Source organism: Paenibacillus sp. Cedars (assembly GCF_003184205.1).
Classification (GTDB): domain Bacteria; phylum Bacillota; class Bacilli; order Paenibacillales; family Paenibacillaceae; genus Paenibacillus_AQ; species Paenibacillus_AQ glucanolyticus.
In genome coordinates, this window is record NZ_CP020866.1 from 4,494,015 (window position 1) to 4,511,409 (window position 17,395).

Here is a 17,395-nt window from a genome sequence, read left to right on the forward strand (position 1 = left end):
TCGCGTGCAGTCCGCTCTCTCTTACATCATGGTTCCACCCTCGTCTGTACCAAGGGTCAAATCCTCACTCTGGACGGCTCCGTTCAGAGTGTCACCAGCCATCGCTCCCCGCTCGAGCTGATATCCCGTATCCAGCATCGATCCATCCAGCTGATGGAGATGCTGGCTGACTTCATCCATCTGCTTAAACGCCAGACGATATTGATAGGCTTGCGAATATTCGCTTTGTTGAGCGGCCTCATCCAGCTGCTCAAACACCGTTTTGTTCTCGCCCAGCACCTGCCGATACTGCTCCGCCGTAGCAGTTCGGATATCCTGCACAGCATCCATCATGCCGTGCAGCACGATACGACAATTCACCAGCTCCTGCCGGGCGGAGGAAGAGGTTTCAGATGTAACCGCAGCCTGCAAGTTCTGAAGCTCGGTGTAGAGCTGGCTGAGCTCGCTGACAATCAACCCAACTTCATCCAAACGGCCGTTCTGCCCTGCAGCGGTCAATTGACTGGATAGCTGGTTAAGTCTCATGGACATGTTTTGAATATGACTCATCACGATTCCCCTTTTTTCGGATAGCGTCCGTTTTACGAATAGAATGTGTTCAACCATGAATTTCTATTCATGTTGATATATGGTCATCAGGCAGCTCTGCTGGATCACAGGGCGGGATGCCGATATAATAGAGGATGACTGAAGTTACGAGTGACCTTACGCCAAGCACGAAAGTAGGTAGATTAAAGAATCCGCATGATTAAACGCAAAAAAACGACACTATTCCTTATTGTTGCCCTATTACTTGCCATATTTTATATGCAGCTGCAAACCTCGATACCGGGAATTTTCAACGATCTCGATTTTGATTTTAATCATAAAGAAACCCCTAAAGTTACCCAGCTCCACCCCTACGTGTTACAGCAAAAGAACGAACTCGTCCGTCTCACCAAGGAAAAAGGAATTACGATCGTCATTACCGATGGGTACCGAAGCCATGAGGAACAGACCCGAATTTACAATCAGGGCCGCAGTACAGCGGGCAATATTGTGACCAACGCCAAGGCAGGCGAATCACTGCATAATTATGGCTTAGCCATTGATTTTGCGCTGAAGCAAAAGGACGGCAGCGTCATCTGGGACATGGAATATGACGGGAACGGAAACGGCAAGGCTGACTGGATGGAGGTTGTGGAGATTGCAAAACATTTAGGCTTCCAGTGGGGCGGCGATTGGGCCAACTTTCCCGATTATCCGCATCTGCAAATCGATTTCGGACTGACGATACGAGATTTGAAACGGGGCAAGCTCCCTCCTATGGAATCCCATGAATATTTGGAAGCAATAAAATGAGAAATACAAAAATAAGAGGGTATCGATAGAAGGCTCATGTATTGAACATGGGTCTTCTTTTTTTGTTCAACGATATTTCGCAGGCGTGCTTGACATCCCATTCACATTCTGGTTATATAGTAATATATATAAGCATATAACCTTAACAGGCCATGAAAGCAAGGCGGTGATTCTTATTGAGCGGTACCGTACATCCGGATAACAAGCCCCTGTTCATCCAAATCAAGGAGAAGATCGAGGACCAGATCGTAAACGATCAATTGCTTGAAGGTGAGCAGGTTCCTTCCACAACGCAGCTGTCCCAATTTTACAAAATCAATCACATCACAGTGCTGAAAGGGATCAACCTCCTCGTTGATTCCGGACTTATTTACAAAAAGCGAGGTGTCGGCATGTTTGTTGCAGAAGGAGCAAAGGAGAAGCTGCTCCAAACGAGGAAAAGCGCATTTGCAGATGATTTTGTATTGCCCATGGTGCAGGAAGCAGACAAACTCGGTTTGTCCACGGATGAGCTTTTTCAAATCATAACCCAGTTAAAAGGAAGTGACCCCCATGAATCTTGATGTACAGTTTGACCGCGTATCGGTGGCATACGGAGGCGTCGAAGCCGTCCGGGATGTTTCCTTCTCTCTCCCGGCAGGCAAAATTTACGGTCTCCTCGGGCGCAATGGCGCAGGTAAAACCTCGCTTCTGTCCGTCCTGGCTTCCTATCGCACGCCCTCCTCGGGATCGGTTACAATTGGCGGCGAGGTGCCCTTCGAAAATGCAAACATGATGAAGGAAATCTCCTTCATCTACGATGTTGACTATAAAGACGAGTCGGACAAAATAAAATCAACATTTGAATCGATAGCCAGATACCGGCCTCACTTTGATATCGATTATGGCCTTGAGCTTGCCCGTAAATTCAATTTGCCCCTGAATAAACAGCTGAAGCAGCTCTCCAAAGGGATGCAATCCGCCTTTAACGTATGCATCGGTCTCGCCAGCCGATCGCCCGTTACCATTCTGGACGAAGTTTATCTCGGAATGGATGCGCCGACTCGTGAAATTTTCTACCGGGAGCTGTTGGAGGATCAAGCGCGTCACCCTCGGACGTTCATCCTCTCCACCCACCTGGTCTCTGAAATGGACTATTTGTTTGAAGAAGTCATTATCATTCATAAAGGCCGATTGGTGCTGCATGAGGACTACGAAAGCCTCACATCCAGGGGCGTATCCATTACAGGTATGGCGGCAAAAGTGGATGAATTCATCCGGGGCATGAACGTGCTCAACGTACAGCAGCTCGGCTCTACGAAATCCGTCATGATCTACGGGGAGTTAAGCGAGGAATCTCTAATCGCCGCACGCCGTGCTGGACTTGAGCTCGGTCCGATCTCGCTCCAGGACTTGTTTATCCATCTTACGGGGGAGGAATACACCGCATGAATAAGACGTCTTCGGCCGTAACCAAAGTAGCGAGAGATATGTTTGTGCAGCAAGGCAGCTGGGCGTTGGGATTTCTATCTATTGTGCTGCTAATCTATTTTGGAGTCGGCATCGGCTCCAGCATCGGTGTCAATGTTCGCGAAGGATTCGCGGAGGAGGACTTCTTCTCCATCGCTTACCGCTCAACCAAAGGATTTATGCTCGTTATCGGCATTATTTCGGCCTACAGCTTTCTTAGCTATTACGTAAGACACGGGATTACGCGCAAGGAATTCTTTAATGGAGCTGCCTTGGCGGCCGTCTATCTATCCCTGGCATTTCCGGTTGTCACAGCTCTGATTCAGCAGATTGCCTTGATGTTTGCATCGCAAGATGCGGGAAGTACTTCGCTGCTGCAGGCGTTTGATAACAGCTGGCTGCTGACACTTGTCTCCTTCGGCGTGCAAATCTTGATCTATTATCTGATGGGATGGATGATCGGATCCGGATTTTACCGGTTTGGCTGGATTCGCGGCTTGGGGATGATCGCCGTAGCCCTCGTGTTGATCAGCTTCATGGATGCATTGTGGCAATTCGAGCTCTCTTCCATATGGGAACAGTGGCTGCCGGTCACAACAGACCTTTCCGTCACGCTGCCAGTTTCTCTTATTGGCTCCCTCGTTGTCATTCTGATAACGCTTATTCTGATCCGACTGATAACCCGAAGAGTGACAATTAAGATGTAACCTGTACGCAAAAAAATGGCTGATCCATGGGCAGCGACACTCGTCTGCCCAAGATCAGCCATTTTACGATCTGATGCCATCATTTAAATTAAGCGGCACTGCTCTTCTTTTTGTTATAGATATCGAAGGCTACTGCCGCGAGGAGAACCAAACCCTTGATGCCTTGCTGCCAGTCGATACCGAGGCCTACGAGCGACATCCCGTTATTAAGTACGCCCATAACGAGTCCTCCGATGATCGCGCCGAAGACCGTCCCGATCCCGCCGGTAGCGGAGGCTCCGCCGATGAAACTCGCTGCGATAGCATCCAGCTCAAAGTTCGTGCCCGCTCTCGGTGTCGCAGCATTCAAGCGAGCAGCAAAAATCAAACCGGAGATCGCTGCCATCACGCCCATGTTGACGAATACCCAGAACGTGACCTTCTTAGTCTTCACCCCGGACAGGGCCGCTGCCTTCTCATTGCCACCAAGCGCATAAATGTGACGGCCCATCACGGTTTTGTTCATCACGAAGGAATAGATGATAATGAGCACCAGCAGCAGAATCAGAATATTGGGCAAACCGGCGTAACTTGCCAGCATATACGTAAAGGCATTAATTACCGCTGCGATGAGCACCAGCTTCAGGAGGAACAAGCCGCTTGGCAGTACCTCGAAGTTGTATTTTTTATGCGATTTTCGCTCCAGCAGCTCATTAATCAGGAAAATAACCGTAAAGATGATGCCCGCCAGAATTGCGACTAGATTGGTACCTGTGTTGCTGAAATCCGGAACAAAGCCGGAGCTCAGCTTCTGGAAGCCTCCCGGAAACGGCGCAATGGATTGGCCCTCCAGTACAATCATCGTCAGTCCGCGGAACAAAAGCATGCCCGCCAGGGTTACGATAAACGCCGGTATCCTCACATAAGCCACCCAGAATCCCTGCCAAGCCCCGATTAGGCCGCCGACAATCAAGGATACGAGCACGGCAATGACCGGATGCAGCTGCATATCGACCATCATGATCGCTGCAACAGCTCCGACGAAGGCGGCTACCGAACCGACCGACAAATCAATATGACCCGTAATGATGACAAGCACCATACCTATGGCCAGTACGAGGATGTAGCTGTTCTGGAGAATCAGATTCGTGATGTTAATCGGCTCCAGCAGTAGCCCTCCCGTTATAATCTGAAAAAATATCATAATGACAACAAGGGCGATGATCATCCCGTATTGACGGATGTTGTTTTTAAACATTTTCTTGAGTGTCTCCATGCTTATGCCCCTCCATTCTTGGTCATGTATCTCATCAAGGTTTCCTGTGAAGCCTGCTCTCTGCTGACTTCTCCGGTGATCCGTCCCGCGCTCATGACATAGATCCGGTCGCAGATCCCCAAAATTTCGGGCAGCTCCGAGGAAATGACAAGCACGCCCTTGCCTTCATTCGCAAGCTGGTGGATGATTGCATAAATCTCGTATTTCGCCCCGACGTCAATCCCGCGGGTCGGCTCATCCAGAATCAGAATATCCGGCTCGGAATAGATCCATTTGCTCAAGACCACCTTCTGCTGGTTACCCCCGCTGAGGTTCCCCGTCTTCTGCAGAATGTTCGGCGTTTTAATCTTGAGTTTCTTCCGCATGTCCTCCGCCACAAGTATTTCTTCCCGATCATCTATGACCATGTTCCTAGCCAGCTTGGACAATCCGGTAAGCGAGATGTTGCGCTTGATATCGTCCATCAGGATCAGGCCGTATTCTTTACGGTCCTCCGTCACGTAAGCAAAGCCGTTCTCTATCGCCTCGGTAATGGAGTGATTTCGGATATCCTTGCCGTCTTTCTGAAGTGTCCCGGTAATATTCCTGCCGTAAGCTCTGCCGAAAATACTCATCGCAAGCTCGGTCCGGCCGGAGCCCATCAGCCCGGCAATGCCCACGACTTCCCCCCGGCGGATATTCAAACTTACGTTGTCAATTACTTTTCGGCCTGGTTGCAGCTCGTGATACACCGTCCAGTCCTTAATCTCCAGGATAACTTCCCCGATCTTCGGAGTCCGCTCCGGATAACGGTTCGTCAAATCCCGGCCGACCATCCCGCGGATAATCCGGTCCTCGTCCACCTCGCCACCCTTCATATTCAGCGTTTCGATGGTTTGACCATCACGCAGAATGGTGACAGAGTCCGAGACCTTCGATACTTCGTTCAATTTATGGGAGATGAGGATGCAGGAAATCCCCTGCCTCTTGAACTCCAGCATCAGCTCCAGCAGATTCTCGCTATCGTCCTCATTGAGCGCCGCTGTCGGCTCGTCAAGAATAAGCAGCTTCACCTTCTTGGATAAGGCCTTTGCAATTTCGACCAGCTGCTGCTTGCCAACGCCGATGCTGCCAACCTGCGTATTCGGATTCTCACTGAGCCCCACCATATCCAGCAGTTCCCTTGCTCCCGTCATGGTCTCGTTCCAGTTCATGATCCCCTTCTCGGCCCGTTCGTTGCCCAGATATATATTCTCGGCAATCGACAAATAAGGAATCAATGCAAGCTCCTGATGGATGATGACAATGCCCAGTTCCTCGCTTTGCTTGATGTCCTTGAATTCACACACCGTGCCTTGGAACAGAATGTCGCCCTCATACGTGCCGTGCGGGTATACGCCGCTCAGCACCTTCATCAGGGTCGATTTGCCTGCTCCATTCTCCCCGCACAAGGAGTGGATCTCGCCCTCGCGCACCTTCAAGTTCACATTGTCCAGCGCCTTCACACCGGGAAACGCTTTCGTAATGTTTCGCATTTCAAGAATGTACTCTGACATAAGGCTTCACCTTCCCATCGTTTTGTTTCTTCATAGCGACCCCGATACTATTTCAATCCGATTTCTTCCTTCGAGTAATATCCCGTCTCCACAACCTCTTTCTCCACGTTGGAAGCATCCACGGATACAGGCGGCAGGAGATAAGCCGGAACGACCTTAATACCGTTGTCGTACGATTCGGTATCGTTGACCTCAGCCTCTTGTCCCTTCAGCACACTCTCCGCCATCTTGACCGCCTGCTCAGCAAGCTGCCGGGTATCCTTAAACACGGTCTGCGTCTGTTCACCGGCTACAATCGACTTGATGGAGGCCAGCTCCGCATCCTGGCCCGTAATGACCGGCAGCGGCTTGCCCGTTGTTCCATAACCTACGCCTTTGAGTGAAGAGATAATACCGATGCTGATCCCGTCATAGGGTGACAGCACCGCATCCAGATTTTCGCTGGAATAGTTGGCACTGATCAGGTTATCCATCCGCGATTGGGCCAGCGCACCGTCCCAGCGCAGCGTAGCAATCTGGGCCATCGTTGTCTGTTTGCTCCGCACCACAAGCTTACCTGAGTCCATGTAGGGCTTCAGGACGGACATCGCCCCGTCATAGAAAAAGTAAGCATTGTTATCGTCCGGCGATCCGCCGAACAGCTCGATATTGAACGGCCCCTTCCCTTCCTTCAAGCCAAGCTTTTTCTCAATGTAGGAAGCTTGCTGAACCCCGACCTGAAAATTGTCAAAGGTGGCATAATAACTCAAATGCTCGGTGTTGCGGATCAGCCGGTCATATGCAATGACCTTGATTCCCTGATCATGGGCCTTCTTAATGACGTCGGTCAGCGTATTGCCATCAATGGAAGCAATCACAATAACGTCGACCCCTTTAGTAATCATGTTCTCGATTTGCGAAATCTGATTTTCAATGACGTCTTCGGCAAATTGAAGATCGGTTTTATATCCTTTTTCCTGAAAAATCCGCTCCATATTCTTCCCGTCAGCCACCCAGCGCTCGGAAGATTTGGTTGGCATGGCAAGACCGACATATCCCTTCTGAGCGTCCCCGGTTTGACTTTCGGCGAGGTTGCAGGCCGTCAGGGCCAGCAGCAGCGCCACGATAAGCCCCCCTAACATTCCTCTCTTCATCGGTGTGTTCCCCTTTCCGAAAAGTTGAATCGAGAGCGCTTACAAATTCGACTTTCCAAAGCCTCTCTGTACTAAAAAGGATACACTTCCTCAATGAAGCGGTCTTTCCACGAAAACAACCTTTTTTATAAATTTCATACTTTTGTTGCTGATAACATGAATTCGTCCCGGCCGCTTGTCTGTGAAGCTGTGCAAATCCACCCTGCCTACGTTGTCAGACGATAAGACGGATCTTGGGCCAGGCAAACAAAAAAAAGACGACCCTGATTGGTCGTCCTTCGTGAACCATGATCCTGCCGGAGTCGGCCTCTACACATACTGCTTCAGGACTGCAGCGTCAGCTCACTGCTCCTGAAAAGCCGCTCCCTTGCGGTAGCCGTTAGGCGAAACGCCCATCACCTTCTTAAATGCCGTACTGAAATAGTGCTGGCTGTCATACCCGACCTGCTCGGCAATGTCGTGAATGCTCAGATCGGTGGAATTCAGCAGCTGGATGGCTTTTCGAATGCGTGTCTGGGTAATAAAAGCCACAAACGACGTTCCCAGCTCTTTTTTTAGAGTACGGCTTAAATAAACCGGGGAAACCTGCAGAGTATGGGCAAAAGACTCCAGGGTCAGCTCCCGCACGGCGTATTGTTCCTGGATCAGCTGCCTTGCTCGCCGCACCAGCGGAGAGAGCTGAGCCTCCCGGAATACCCCTTCCCGGCACGCCTCATAGGCAGCCGCAATCGATTCAGCTCCTTCCTGCACGGGTTCCATGTGAACATTTACCGTCAGCTTCAAGTACTTCTGAATCGTTTGCTCTGCATCGGCAGCCAGTTCAAGCGCGGGTTCTCCCCATATACAGATTCCGATCCATCCGGCATGATCGCGGAACAGAATGTGAGGGGCAGGGTGAAGCAGCTCGGATATAATATTCTCCATCGCAAACAAGTAGAGCTGCCAGTCGCTTTCCTTCATCAAGGGCTGCGGCGTATTCAGCTCCGGCCATCGTGCGATGCCGACCTGGGAGGGGCGGCAGGGCGGCAAACCGAGAAAATCAAGCTGCCCCGGCGCCTCCTCCTCATCCAGCAGGCCGTGAATCCACTCGAGGAGAAAACGCTCCCGTAGCAGCGGTATGTTCTTCTCGATCTGCTCGGATGCCTTCTTCAGATAATCCTCCTGAATCTGCCGATCGTCCAGCTCGTCCCGCACGCTTCCCAGCACCTGGACCAGATGCTGTGCATTCACGGGCTTCAATATGTAGTCCTTCACCCCGAGCCGGATCGCTTCCTGTGCATACGCGAATTCATCATGACCGGTAATAATGACGAACCGGCATTCGGGACGCTCCTCCTTCATTCGCCTCATGAGGGCAATGCCGTCCATAAACGGCATATTCATGTCAACCAGCATGATATCAATAGGCCGGCCAAGCGCCAGCTCCAGCGCTTCCTCGCCGTCCTCCGCCTCGGCTGCCACCTCCATGCCCAGTGACGCCCAATCCACGGCATCCCGGATTCCCTCGCGGATAATCGGTTCATCGTCAGCAATCAGTACCTGGTATGTCTTATTCATAAACTGTCGCTCCCATCATGCCCAGATGACGAGGGAAGGGTATGCAGCAGCGGATGCGCAATGATCACCCTCGTCCCCTTGCCTTCTGTGCTCTCCAATGTGATTCCATACTTGTGGCCAAACGTCAGCCTGAGGCGAGCCTGAACATTCAGCATGCCGTAACTGCGACTTCGGCCAGTCCCTTGCTCTGAATGTCCCTCCATGGCCGCTACGGGATCAGCAAGCTGTTTGCGGAGCTCCGCAAGCCGCTCCGGTGCCATGCCTGCCCCGTCATCCTGAATGGATAGGAATAGAACATCTTCGCTCACCTCCGCTTTGATGCCGATGCGTCCCGGTCCTCGGCGGGCTTTTATCCCGTGGTATATCGCATTTTCCACCATCGGCTGCAGTAGCAGCTTCAGGACGTACAGCTTCTCGGCCTCAGGAGACACATACATCTCCACCTGCAGCCTGTCCCGGTAACGCGTTTTCTGGATTTGCAGGTAACTGCTGATATGCATCCATTCGTCGGGCATGGGAATGATGTCATCCCCTTTGCTGAGACCGATCCGAAACAGCCTTGACAAGGATTCCACCAGATCGGATACATCGTCCGCCCCTTTCTTGCGGGCCATCCAATGAATGGTATCCAGCGTGTTGTACAGAAAATGCGGCCTAATGTGGGCCTGAAGGCTGCGAAGCTCAGCTTCCCGCTTCTGCTGTTCGCGCAGCTCGCTCAGCTTCATCAGTTTGCGGATTTGCTGCAGCATCCGATTAAAACTTCGCCCCAGCATACCTACCTCATCCTGTCGATTTCCCCAGTAACGGATCGTCAGGTCCCCGGATTCCGCTTTTTGCATGAACGACATCAGCTGCCAGATCGGTCTTGATATCGACTGGGAGAGTGTATAGGATGCGGCGACGCCAAAGAGACACACCACAAACAAGAAACAAATCATGTAAAATCGGATCTCCCGGACCTCATACACCGATTCGCTGGTCGGAAATACGCCGATTGTCCGCCAACCGGTAAAAGAAGACGTGCCGTAAATCAATTGCAGCCGTTCTCCATTTACCTCACGTATCACCGCGCCGCCTTCCTTATCCGGGAGCCATGAAGGCGGAATGGCCGGAATTAATGAATCCTCCGGTGTGTAGATGCTTGAGCCGCCCGCTTCCGTGACCATCAAATATCCGCTTTTGCCAAGCGTGACATCCCGCACCGCTCTCGCCACGGCCCGCAGCTTCAAGTCGATCAATACCGCTCCGGTCACTTCCCTTGTGTCCGGGTCCACGAACGAACGCACAACCGACACCAGCTCTTCGTCGCCATAATGAACATGGGTGGTCACCTTGCGGTCGACCGGATGTCCGAGCACCGTAAAAATCCCCTCGTTCAAAACGGCCTCCCGATACCAGGCTTCCCCGGTTAAACTCCCCGGGCTGCGGGCGTACATCTCGTTGCTGATATACTCTCCTTCGCGATTAACCAGAAGGATGGACGCGATTTCCGGATACAGCGTTGTGTAGCCTTGGAGATAGCGCTTGATTTCGTAGTTCTCCTCGTTGTCCTGCTTCACCTGAGAGGACTGAGAAAGGGCTCTGCTTCCGCCTCCGGCTTCAGCTGCCGGTCGGTCCCCTTGAATATCACCATTCAGGAACCGCTCGATCCGCTGGTCAAACCCGATCAAATAAGTGATATTCTGAAGATTTTCCATATCATTGTCCAGAGTTTGATTGACTTTCCCGATCAATTGAATGGTATTGGAGGTGACTTGTTGGTCCACGATACGGTTGACTGTCCAATTGACCAGCACGCCCAGTGCAATCGATGGCAGAATACCAATCATGAGAAACAGGATGACCAGCTTGTATCTCAGCGGCAGGTCTCCAAATCGCAGCCAGCGCAGCAAGCCTTCTCGCCAGGACTCCATTTCATTTCTATTTCGCATAATAATCATTCACATTCTCTCGGGTCACAATCGAAATCCCGGTATCCACCCGGGTGGGAAGCGGAGAGACATCATTGCCGAGGGTCGGAGCCGGCACGGTTAGTCCGTGGTGCAGATGAAACAAATACTGCAGGGACCAATACCCCATATTCCACGTTCCCTGTGCAATCGTTGCCGCAATGGTACCATCGGAGATCCGGTCGAGTGTCCCTTTATTTGTATCGAATCCGATGATGGCGACCTCTCCGGTTTTATCCGCGCCAATCACGGCATCCGCTACCCCCATCCCGCCGCTGGCCTCCGTCACGAAAATTCCCTTGAGATTAGGGTGCTTGTCCAGCATGTCGGCGGCGGCTCCTTTGGCTACGAGCGTATCGCCCTTCCCTTCCTTGACCTCCGCTACCGTCATGGCCGGATATCTCTGGGTCAAAGTTTCCCGGAAACCCTCCGAGCGGTCATCATGATTCTGCTGTCCGGGCTGGGTGATGATCCCGACCTCTCCTTCACGGCCTAACAACTGAGCCATTTTATCCGCAGCTGCAACACCAGCCTCGTAATTGTTAGTCGCCAAAAAAGAATATGCGTTGCTGTCAGGCGCGTCCGCGTCAAACAGCACGACCGGAATACCGGCATCCACTGCCTTATTGATTGTAGACGTAAGCGCCTTGGAATCAATGGCTGACAAGGCAATGCCGGCAGGCCGCTTGGCGATGACCTGTTCCAGTACAGTGATCTGCTCCTCCACGTCATATTGCGTAGAGCCGCGGTAATCCACGGACACGCCGAGAGCGTCCCCTCCGTCCTCGAAGCCCTTCAGAATGTTTTTCCAATACTCCATGCCCGATTGAAAGGTCACCATGACATAATTCTCGCCTATGCTGCCGTGCAGCCCTCCCTCCTCCCATGCCGAAGTGCGCCGATCCTCCAATCGGTACATAAACACGTATGTCAGAAAAGCCAAAATAAGAGCAGCGTACACCAGCATCATTTTCTTCATAAAAAACGCCCCCGATTCCCCATCCCAGGTAATGTCAATTTCAACTGCAATCGGTTACATAATGTATTAAGAATATACTGCAATTGTTTGAACAAGATCAAACCCCCCATCAGAAAAACAAGTAGCAGCCACAAAAAAACAGACTGTCCACAGGTATCCCTACCTTTGACAGCCTGTTTTTTATCATTGCAAGCATCTCTTATCAGCCTGGAATGCTTCAATATCCTTATGAAAACCCCTTAACCGGATCCATTCGAATTCCGTGCATGAATAGATTCACCACGTGACACGCAAGATCCTCTGAAGTCCGTTTCTCTGTCAGAAGCTGCTGAGCGGTTAGCCTCTCGATGACACCCACCAAGCTTTCCGCGACGATGCGCATATCGCATTCACGGTCCAAGAGACCATCCCGCTGCTCATCCTTCAAATATCTCTCCAGCATCTCTGCCATCTCAGCTTTGACGATAGCCGAGTCATCCCCGATAAAAAAACCGATCTGCGTCAGATCCGGGTCTTTGGCAAGAAACGCAAATAACTCCCTTAGCACGCCCAGCAGACGGCTGGACACGTCATCCTCATCAATCCCACCTTCCACTCTGCTGCCCTCGATCAGCGTCTTAAGATTCGTTCGAAATTTCTCAACCAGCTCCTTAAAAATGGCCTCTTTGCTCTCAAAATACAAATAGAATGACGGCTGCGTCAATCCTGCCCGGGAAACGATGCTGCTAATTTTCGTCTGATGGTATCCTGACCTCGCAAATTCACTGGCAGCAACAATCAATAGTCTTGCCCGGCTTTCTTGTCCATTCGCACCCTTCTTCCGCAAAGCTATCCAACCTCCGAATTTAGTCATGATGTATGTAAGTTAACGCTGATTACACTTCATATTGTAAAAGCTGTCCTTGCATAAAGTCCAGACTCAACCTGGACGGAAGACTTTACACAGCCGCAAGAACGTTATAACGTAAGGGATAAGAAGTTTAGCGTTACTGCCAAGAAGGAGATTATAAACCATGCAGGATCATTCCCAATCAAACTCGGCGGCTCTTAGGACAGCCGAAACGTATAACTCGCCACATTCGCCTGCGCAGCGTGTCTTGATTGTCACGGCGGTGGATGCCGAGAAAGATGCCGTGCTGCGCGGTCTGGGCCATGCAAGCGGATTTGATGTTATTGCAGGAGGAGTCGGTCCCGCTGCCACTGCTGCGGTGACTGCCCGCCAGCTCATACAGGTCTCTTATGATGTTGTCATCAGCGCAGGTATTGCCGGCGGATTTGCCGGCCAGGCTGAAGTCAGCTCCATTGTCATTGCGGATGCCATCATTGCAGCAGATCTCGGATCCGAAACCGAGGACGGCTTCAGCAGTGTCCAGGAGCTCGGCTTCGGTACGGACCGCATTCAAGTGGATACAGCGTCCGCCCGCAAGCTTGCGGGTGCCCTGAATCGGGCCGGTGCCGCCGTAACCCTCGGTCCTGTGCTCACGGTTTCCACGACCACAGGAACAGCGGCTTCGGCCGAACGACTGGTCAACCGGGTGCCAAACGCCGCCGCTGAGGCTATGGAAGGATTCGGCGTCGCCACGGCCGCCGCTGCCGCCGGCGTCCCCGTGCTCGAAATCCGTTCCATCTCCAACATGGTCGGTCCGCGGGACCGCAGCGCATGGAAGATCAAAGAAGCGCTGCAGGCGCTTGAAACCGCAAGCTCATTACTACCGGAGGTGTTACGATGAAAATCGCCTTTTCCCCATGTCCCAACGACACATTTGTATTCCACGCCCTGGCACACGGCTTGATCCCCGGTGCGCCCGAGCTTGACATATCCTATGCGGATATCGATATGACCAACCACTGGGCTGCTGAAGATCGAGAGCAAGATATTCTGAAAATATCCTATGCCGCGCTACCCTGGGTGTTGGACGAGTATGCCCTGCTGCCGTGCGGCGGAGCACTCGGGCGCGGCTGCGGCCCGCTCGTTCTGACTGCGGACAAGCTGTCAGATGGAGGAATCCCCGCCAGTCCTGCTGCGCTCTCGGGCCGCCGGGTAGCCGTTCCAAGCGAACGCTCCACAGCGTATCTGTTGTTCCGTCTGTGGGCGGCACAGCAAATTCCGGGTGGCCTCGGCGAAATCGTGGTCATGCCGTTTGATCAGATTATGCCTGCCGTGCGCGATGGGGCTGTCGATGCCGGGCTTGTTATCCACGAGGCACGCTTTACCTATCCATCTTACAGATTGAAGCTGATGACGGATCTCGGCAGCTGGTGGGAGTCCGATACGAATCTGCCGATTCCGCTGGGAGCCATTGTAGCGCGCAGATCCCTGGACCTGGCAAGCATCTCGAACTGGATTCGCTCCTCGGTGGAATACGCCTGGGAACATCCTGAGGAATCCAGAGCCTATGTCCTTCAGCATGCACAGGAAATGGACCCCGACGTAGCCGATGCCCACATTGATCTGTACGTAAATCCATTTACGGCAGAGCTTGGCGAAGACGGTTATGCAGCGATTTCGGCCCTGTTGAATCGCGCGGCGGATGAAGGGCTTGTACCGCGAATCGATCCAGCCCTGCTGAAGCGTCCATAACAACAAACATTAGGAAAGAGGAAGGCCAAGGCCCGGTTCCACCGGAGCTTCCAGGCCTTCCTCTTTTTTTCCCAATACATGACCTCACGGACAAATTGTGCTAGAACTCCTCCTTGGATATGTAATCATTCAATTGCCGGTAAATCCCGATAATCTCATCCATGGGCATTCTCACAAGTCCGCTGGAGGAAGGGGCCACGAACTCATGAATGCCGTCGACAACCGAGTTTGGCTGGAGTCCCCAATCCACCCGTGAGCTGCCGCTGAATTCAGTATATACCCCTTTGCCGACAAAGCAGGCCACCTCCGGTCTGTATTCCGCCAGCTTCTCCCGCAGAGTCTCTCTTCCGAGCCTGTACTCGTCTCGGGTAATATCCTCAGCGCCTCGTGTGGGTCTGGCCACAATATTCGTAAACCCGTATCCTAATTTCAGCAGTTCCCCATCCTCTGACGCTTCATATAAACGCGGAGTCAAGCCGGACTTATGCAGAATCCTCCAAAAATTGTTGCGCGGGTTTGCATAGTGATGCCCAACTTCACCTGATCGCAGGCTGGGGTTAAAACCGATAAACACCAAGGTTAATCCATAGTCCAGATGGTCGCTGACTTCGTTCATTATGACTCCTCCTATCGTTACCTCTAGCCGATACGCTGCGGACGATGACGACCTTTAATGGGAGCTTGAGGCGGCATGGTTGTTGCGCTTGCGTATTTGGTGAATGCCCATGACCAGGGCAGCAAGTTCCCAGTCCCCCAGAGTATCGCTGTCATTCTGCAGCTCGAACGCACCAGGCTGAAGCCATCCGCTAATACGGGAAAACCGGGCTATTCCTCTCCCAGCGGTATCCGCAATTTCATATTCGTTCGAGTAGGCCGGTGACGTGATCTCATAGACACCGCGCGGTCCCGCGTCATATTCAAATTTCTTCGTAAAAAAACTCATCCGCATACGCAGCATGCCCAGCTCTTCCCCGTGCCCGTCAGCAATGTTCCATTTGTTAGAGAAGAAACGAAATGACCCGCTGCATACATGATCTCCTGAAGCATTATACACATCCAGGGAGGAGCCGAAAGCACTCTTCAAATCCAGACTCCCGATGATGCTGCCGTCCCTGTCCATCATATCTGTTCTACCTGCGTTAAAAAAGTTATCCTTAAAATATATACTCATACGCCTGTCTCCTTCCTTAATTCCTGCACGCCATGCACATCTGTTACCCGTTTAAACGATTCATCTGTTAAATTGTTTCAATTTCCCCAATGAAATTCGGGAACCGAGAGGTTTTTCCATTGTCTAATAAAATGAGGTGATGCTATTGGAGTACCTGAAACAAATGGTAGCCGTGAACGATCCGGGCTCTGTGCTAAACGGCTTGATGGAATCCTTCGGCCAGGACGTGTGGAACTATGCATTCTTCCTGACGAAACAGAGAGAAGCGGCAGATGATATCAGTCAGGACGTGTTCCTGAAGGCCTTTCAGCATTGGAATGATTTTCAGGGCAGAAGCTCTGTGAAGACCTGGCTCCTGACCATCACCCGCAACCTATCCTTGAATTATCTCAAGTCTTCTTATATGACCAGGGTGTCCTTAACCGGCTGGATAACCTCCAAGCAAACCGGACCTTCCGCGGAAAAAGAATTCATGGACGCTGCCGCAGTCTCGCAGATATGGAAATTCGTCATGGAGCTGCCTCCGAAATACCGGGAGGTGCTCATTCTCGAATCCCACTACCGGCTGCCGCGAAAAGAGATGGCCGAACTGCTCGGAATTTCCGAAGGCACGATCAAATCCAGACTACACCGGGCTCGCACCCGAATGGAAAAGATGTTGAAAGGGGAGGATGTCCAATGAAAACTGAACAAGAACAGCAGCCGGACTGGATGCAGGAACTCGGTTCCTCTCCCTTTAACGAGCCGATGTTCACCAGCAGCATGAAATCCCGTGTGTTAAACAGCGCTGGCAGCAGCTCATTAATGAAAGACCGAACCATGCGGAGGTCCCCTGCCCGTTCGCGTTTCATGGCAGCAAGTATTCTTACCCTGCTTCTGATCGCTGCGGTTTGGGGGTGGCGCGAATCTCCTGCCCTTCAACAGCTTGTCCCGATCAAAGGTTTAGGGGGTTCGGCTGAATGGACTCCACACAACGTATATGCCGAGAACGGGGTAGATAAACTTCAGGCGATTCCGGGCGGAGATTTTGCCGCAGGCGCTCCAGCCGGTGCCTGGTGGAATTTGTTCACCCCGATACAAGAGCTGGAGGGTAAACATATCCGCATATCGGCCGTTCACCGGGATACAGGAACAACGCTCGAAGAGCTTGCCGAAACGGAGATTACTTCCGATATGGCTTACAATGACTTTACCCGGGTGTCTTCCCGCTTTGGCATGCCGCTCTCCGGTTTATGGAAATTCAATGTAATGGTGGATGATGAACCATACGGCGATATCGTGATTCATGTGCCTGACAGCAGCTGGGAACCAAGTCCAAGCTTCAAATCCGGCGTGTACGACATGACCGGCGTGGAAGGGCGCCTGGGCTTTATCAATCCGGGGTTTATCGCAGGTCAGCCGAATAAATACATGTGGCACTTCTGGGGACGCAGCGAAGAATTGACGGGGGACCTGTTCATTACGGCAGTAAAAAGAAACACAAGCAAGATCATCGATGTTTTTGAGACGACCTTGAGACCCGGAAAACATAATGGTGCCGATGCTGCCATACCCACCACCATGTCGCTGCCTTCGGCAGGGCAGTGGAGAATTATGGCCTCCATTAACGGTCAATTGTTCGGCAGTGTCATCGTTGAGGTCGATTCGCCATAACCCCCTCCATCCATTCATACGGGGGGCTCCTCATGAAAAAAGGCTGCCACGGTTCTGCAGAACATCTGCAATACCGGAGCAGCTT

The 17,395-nt window shown here is 52.0% G+C and carries 18 protein-coding genes; 8 read left to right on the top strand and 10 right to left on the bottom strand.

Annotated features, from left to right (window positions below; translation table 11 throughout):
* Nucleotides 1-21 precede the first annotated feature (21 nt).
* The gene (locus B9D94_RS22480; RefSeq protein WP_148248009.1) at nucleotides 22-549 is read right to left on the bottom strand and encodes a hypothetical protein; all 528 of its coding nucleotides are present in this window, start codon (nucleotides 547-549) and stop codon (nucleotides 22-24) included.
* Between the two features lie 195 nt (nucleotides 550-744).
* On the opposite strand from B9D94_RS22480, the gene B9D94_RS22485 reads away from it, so the two are divergent.
* The 4 genes from B9D94_RS22485 to B9D94_RS22500 all read left to right on the top strand — a co-directional run bounded on the left by B9D94_RS22485 (nucleotide 745) and on the right by B9D94_RS22500 (nucleotide 3,497).
* Complete coding sequence (locus tag B9D94_RS22485) at nucleotides 745-1,341, top strand: M15 family metallopeptidase (protein ID WP_148248010.1); 597 nt, start codon at nucleotides 745-747, stop codon at nucleotides 1,339-1,341.
* Nucleotides 1,342-1,517: 176 nt separating this feature from the next.
* Nucleotides 1,518-1,904, top strand: coding sequence for a GntR family transcriptional regulator (locus tag B9D94_RS22490; RefSeq protein ID WP_036641280.1), 387 nt, complete (start codon nucleotides 1,518-1,520; stop codon nucleotides 1,902-1,904).
* A complete protein-coding gene (locus tag B9D94_RS22495; protein WP_063478816.1) occupies nucleotides 1,894-2,772 on the top strand; it encodes an ATP-binding cassette domain-containing protein in 879 nt (292 codons plus the stop codon). The genes B9D94_RS22490 and B9D94_RS22495 overlap by 11 nt, the downstream gene beginning before the upstream one ends.
* Nucleotides 2,769-3,497, top strand: coding sequence for a Tat pathway signal protein (locus tag B9D94_RS22500; RefSeq protein ID WP_148248011.1), 729 nt, complete (start codon nucleotides 2,769-2,771; stop codon nucleotides 3,495-3,497). The genes B9D94_RS22495 and B9D94_RS22500 overlap by 4 nt, the downstream gene beginning before the upstream one ends.
* 88 nt (nucleotides 3,498-3,585) lie before the next feature.
* On the opposite strand, the gene mmsB is transcribed toward B9D94_RS22500, so the two are convergent.
* From mmsB to B9D94_RS22535, 7 genes are all read right to left on the bottom strand, one after another.
* Complete coding sequence (gene mmsB, locus B9D94_RS22505; RefSeq protein ID WP_148248012.1) at nucleotides 3,586-4,752, bottom strand: multiple monosaccharide ABC transporter permease; 1,167 nt, start codon at nucleotides 4,750-4,752, stop codon at nucleotides 3,586-3,588.
* A 2-nt stretch (nucleotides 4,753-4,754) separates the two neighbouring features.
* Nucleotides 4,755-6,287 carry a multiple monosaccharide ABC transporter ATP-binding protein gene (gene mmsA / locus B9D94_RS22510; protein WP_148248013.1) on the bottom strand — a complete coding sequence of 511 codons (1,533 nt, stop codon included), beginning with the start codon at nucleotides 6,285-6,287 and terminating at the stop codon, nucleotides 4,755-4,757.
* A gap of 47 nt (nucleotides 6,288-6,334) precedes the next feature.
* Nucleotides 6,335-7,420 (bottom strand): multiple monosaccharide ABC transporter substrate-binding protein, encoded by a 1,086-nt coding sequence (gene chvE / locus B9D94_RS22515; protein ID WP_006208662.1) that lies wholly within the window; start codon nucleotides 7,418-7,420, stop codon nucleotides 6,335-6,337.
* A gap of 342 nt (nucleotides 7,421-7,762) precedes the next feature.
* Nucleotides 7,763-8,977 (bottom strand): response regulator transcription factor, encoded by a 1,215-nt coding sequence (locus B9D94_RS22520; RefSeq protein WP_148248014.1) that lies wholly within the window; start codon nucleotides 8,975-8,977, stop codon nucleotides 7,763-7,765.
* Nucleotides 8,974-10,908: a cache domain-containing sensor histidine kinase gene (locus B9D94_RS22525; protein WP_148248015.1), complete on the bottom strand. Its 1,935-nt coding sequence runs from the start codon at nucleotides 10,906-10,908 to the stop codon at nucleotides 8,974-8,976. The genes B9D94_RS22520 and B9D94_RS22525 overlap by 4 nt, the downstream gene beginning before the upstream one ends.
* Nucleotides 10,898-11,905, bottom strand: a complete 1,008-nt coding sequence (locus tag B9D94_RS22530) for a substrate-binding domain-containing protein (RefSeq protein ID WP_006208659.1) — start codon at nucleotides 11,903-11,905, stop codon at nucleotides 10,898-10,900. Before B9D94_RS22530 ends, B9D94_RS22525 begins: the two co-directional genes overlap by 11 nt.
* Before the next feature lie 226 nt (nucleotides 11,906-12,131).
* Nucleotides 12,132-12,731: a TetR/AcrR family transcriptional regulator gene (locus B9D94_RS22535; RefSeq protein ID WP_148248841.1), complete on the bottom strand. Its 600-nt coding sequence runs from the start codon at nucleotides 12,729-12,731 to the stop codon at nucleotides 12,132-12,134.
* 187 nt (nucleotides 12,732-12,918) lie between these two features.
* Between B9D94_RS22535 and B9D94_RS22540 the strand changes: the two genes are divergently transcribed.
* Nucleotides 12,919-13,635, top strand: a complete 717-nt coding sequence (locus B9D94_RS22540; RefSeq protein ID WP_148248016.1) for a futalosine hydrolase — start codon at nucleotides 12,919-12,921, stop codon at nucleotides 13,633-13,635.
* Nucleotides 13,632-14,486, top strand: a complete 855-nt coding sequence (locus B9D94_RS22545) for a 1,4-dihydroxy-6-naphtoate synthase (protein ID WP_148248017.1) — start codon at nucleotides 13,632-13,634, stop codon at nucleotides 14,484-14,486. The genes B9D94_RS22540 and B9D94_RS22545 overlap by 4 nt, the downstream gene beginning before the upstream one ends.
* Nucleotides 14,487-14,586: 100 nt before the next feature.
* Here B9D94_RS22545 and B9D94_RS22550 read toward each other — a convergent pair whose 3' ends face one another.
* On the bottom strand, nucleotides 14,587-15,102 hold the full coding sequence (locus B9D94_RS22550) for a mismatch-specific DNA-glycosylase (RefSeq protein WP_006208654.1): 516 nt from the start codon (nucleotides 15,100-15,102) through the stop codon (nucleotides 14,587-14,589).
* 54 nt (nucleotides 15,103-15,156) lie between these two features.
* Nucleotides 15,157-15,657 carry a hypothetical protein gene (locus B9D94_RS22555; protein ID WP_148248018.1) on the bottom strand — a complete coding sequence of 167 codons (501 nt, stop codon included), beginning with the start codon at nucleotides 15,655-15,657 and terminating at the stop codon, nucleotides 15,157-15,159.
* A 163-nt stretch (nucleotides 15,658-15,820) separates the two neighbouring features.
* Here B9D94_RS22555 and B9D94_RS22560 point away from each other — a divergent pair, with 163 nt between their 5' ends.
* Nucleotides 15,821-16,339 carry an RNA polymerase sigma factor gene (locus B9D94_RS22560; protein WP_040680375.1) on the top strand — a complete coding sequence of 173 codons (519 nt, stop codon included), beginning with the start codon at nucleotides 15,821-15,823 and terminating at the stop codon, nucleotides 16,337-16,339.
* A complete protein-coding gene (locus tag B9D94_RS22565) occupies nucleotides 16,336-17,310 on the top strand; it encodes a DUF4871 domain-containing protein (protein ID WP_148248019.1) in 975 nt (324 codons plus the stop codon). The genes B9D94_RS22560 and B9D94_RS22565 overlap by 4 nt, the downstream gene beginning before the upstream one ends.
* The last annotated feature ends 85 nt before the right edge of the window (nucleotides 17,311-17,395 follow it).

Coding starts and splice junctions, on each gene's coding strand:
- B9D94_RS22480 (WP_148248009.1), bottom strand. CDS start 549: ATGAGTCATATTCAAAACATGTCCATGAGACTTAACCAGCTATCCAGT.
- B9D94_RS22485 (WP_148248010.1), top strand. CDS start 745: ATGATTAAACGCAAAAAAACGACACTATTCCTTATTGTTGCCCTATTA.
- B9D94_RS22495 (WP_063478816.1), top strand. CDS start 1,894: ATGAATCTTGATGTACAGTTTGACCGCGTATCGGTGGCATACGGAGGC.
- B9D94_RS22500 (WP_148248011.1), top strand. CDS start 2,769: ATGAATAAGACGTCTTCGGCCGTAACCAAAGTAGCGAGAGATATGTTT.
- mmsB (WP_148248012.1), bottom strand. CDS start 4,752: ATGGAGACACTCAAGAAAATGTTTAAAAACAACATCCGTCAATACGGG.
- mmsA (WP_148248013.1), bottom strand. CDS start 6,287: ATGTCAGAGTACATTCTTGAAATGCGAAACATTACGAAAGCGTTTCCC.
- chvE (WP_006208662.1), bottom strand. CDS start 7,420: ATGAAGAGAGGAATGTTAGGGGGGCTTATCGTGGCGCTGCTGCTGGCC.
- B9D94_RS22520 (WP_148248014.1), bottom strand. CDS start 8,977: ATGAATAAGACATACCAGGTACTGATTGCTGACGATGAACCGATTATC.
- B9D94_RS22525 (WP_148248015.1), bottom strand. CDS start 10,908: ATGCGAAATAGAAATGAAATGGAGTCCTGGCGAGAAGGCTTGCTGCGC.
- B9D94_RS22530 (WP_006208659.1), bottom strand. CDS start 11,905: ATGAAGAAAATGATGCTGGTGTACGCTGCTCTTATTTTGGCTTTTCTG.
- B9D94_RS22540 (WP_148248016.1), top strand. CDS start 12,919: ATGCAGGATCATTCCCAATCAAACTCGGCGGCTCTTAGGACAGCCGAA.
- B9D94_RS22545 (WP_148248017.1), top strand. CDS start 13,632: ATGAAAATCGCCTTTTCCCCATGTCCCAACGACACATTTGTATTCCAC.
- B9D94_RS22550 (WP_006208654.1), bottom strand. CDS start 15,102: ATGAACGAAGTCAGCGACCATCTGGACTATGGATTAACCTTGGTGTTT.
- B9D94_RS22555 (WP_148248018.1), bottom strand. CDS start 15,657: ATGAGTATATATTTTAAGGATAACTTTTTTAACGCAGGTAGAACAGAT.
- B9D94_RS22560 (WP_040680375.1), top strand. CDS start 15,821: ATGGTAGCCGTGAACGATCCGGGCTCTGTGCTAAACGGCTTGATGGAA.
- B9D94_RS22565 (WP_148248019.1), top strand. CDS start 16,336: ATGAAAACTGAACAAGAACAGCAGCCGGACTGGATGCAGGAACTCGGT.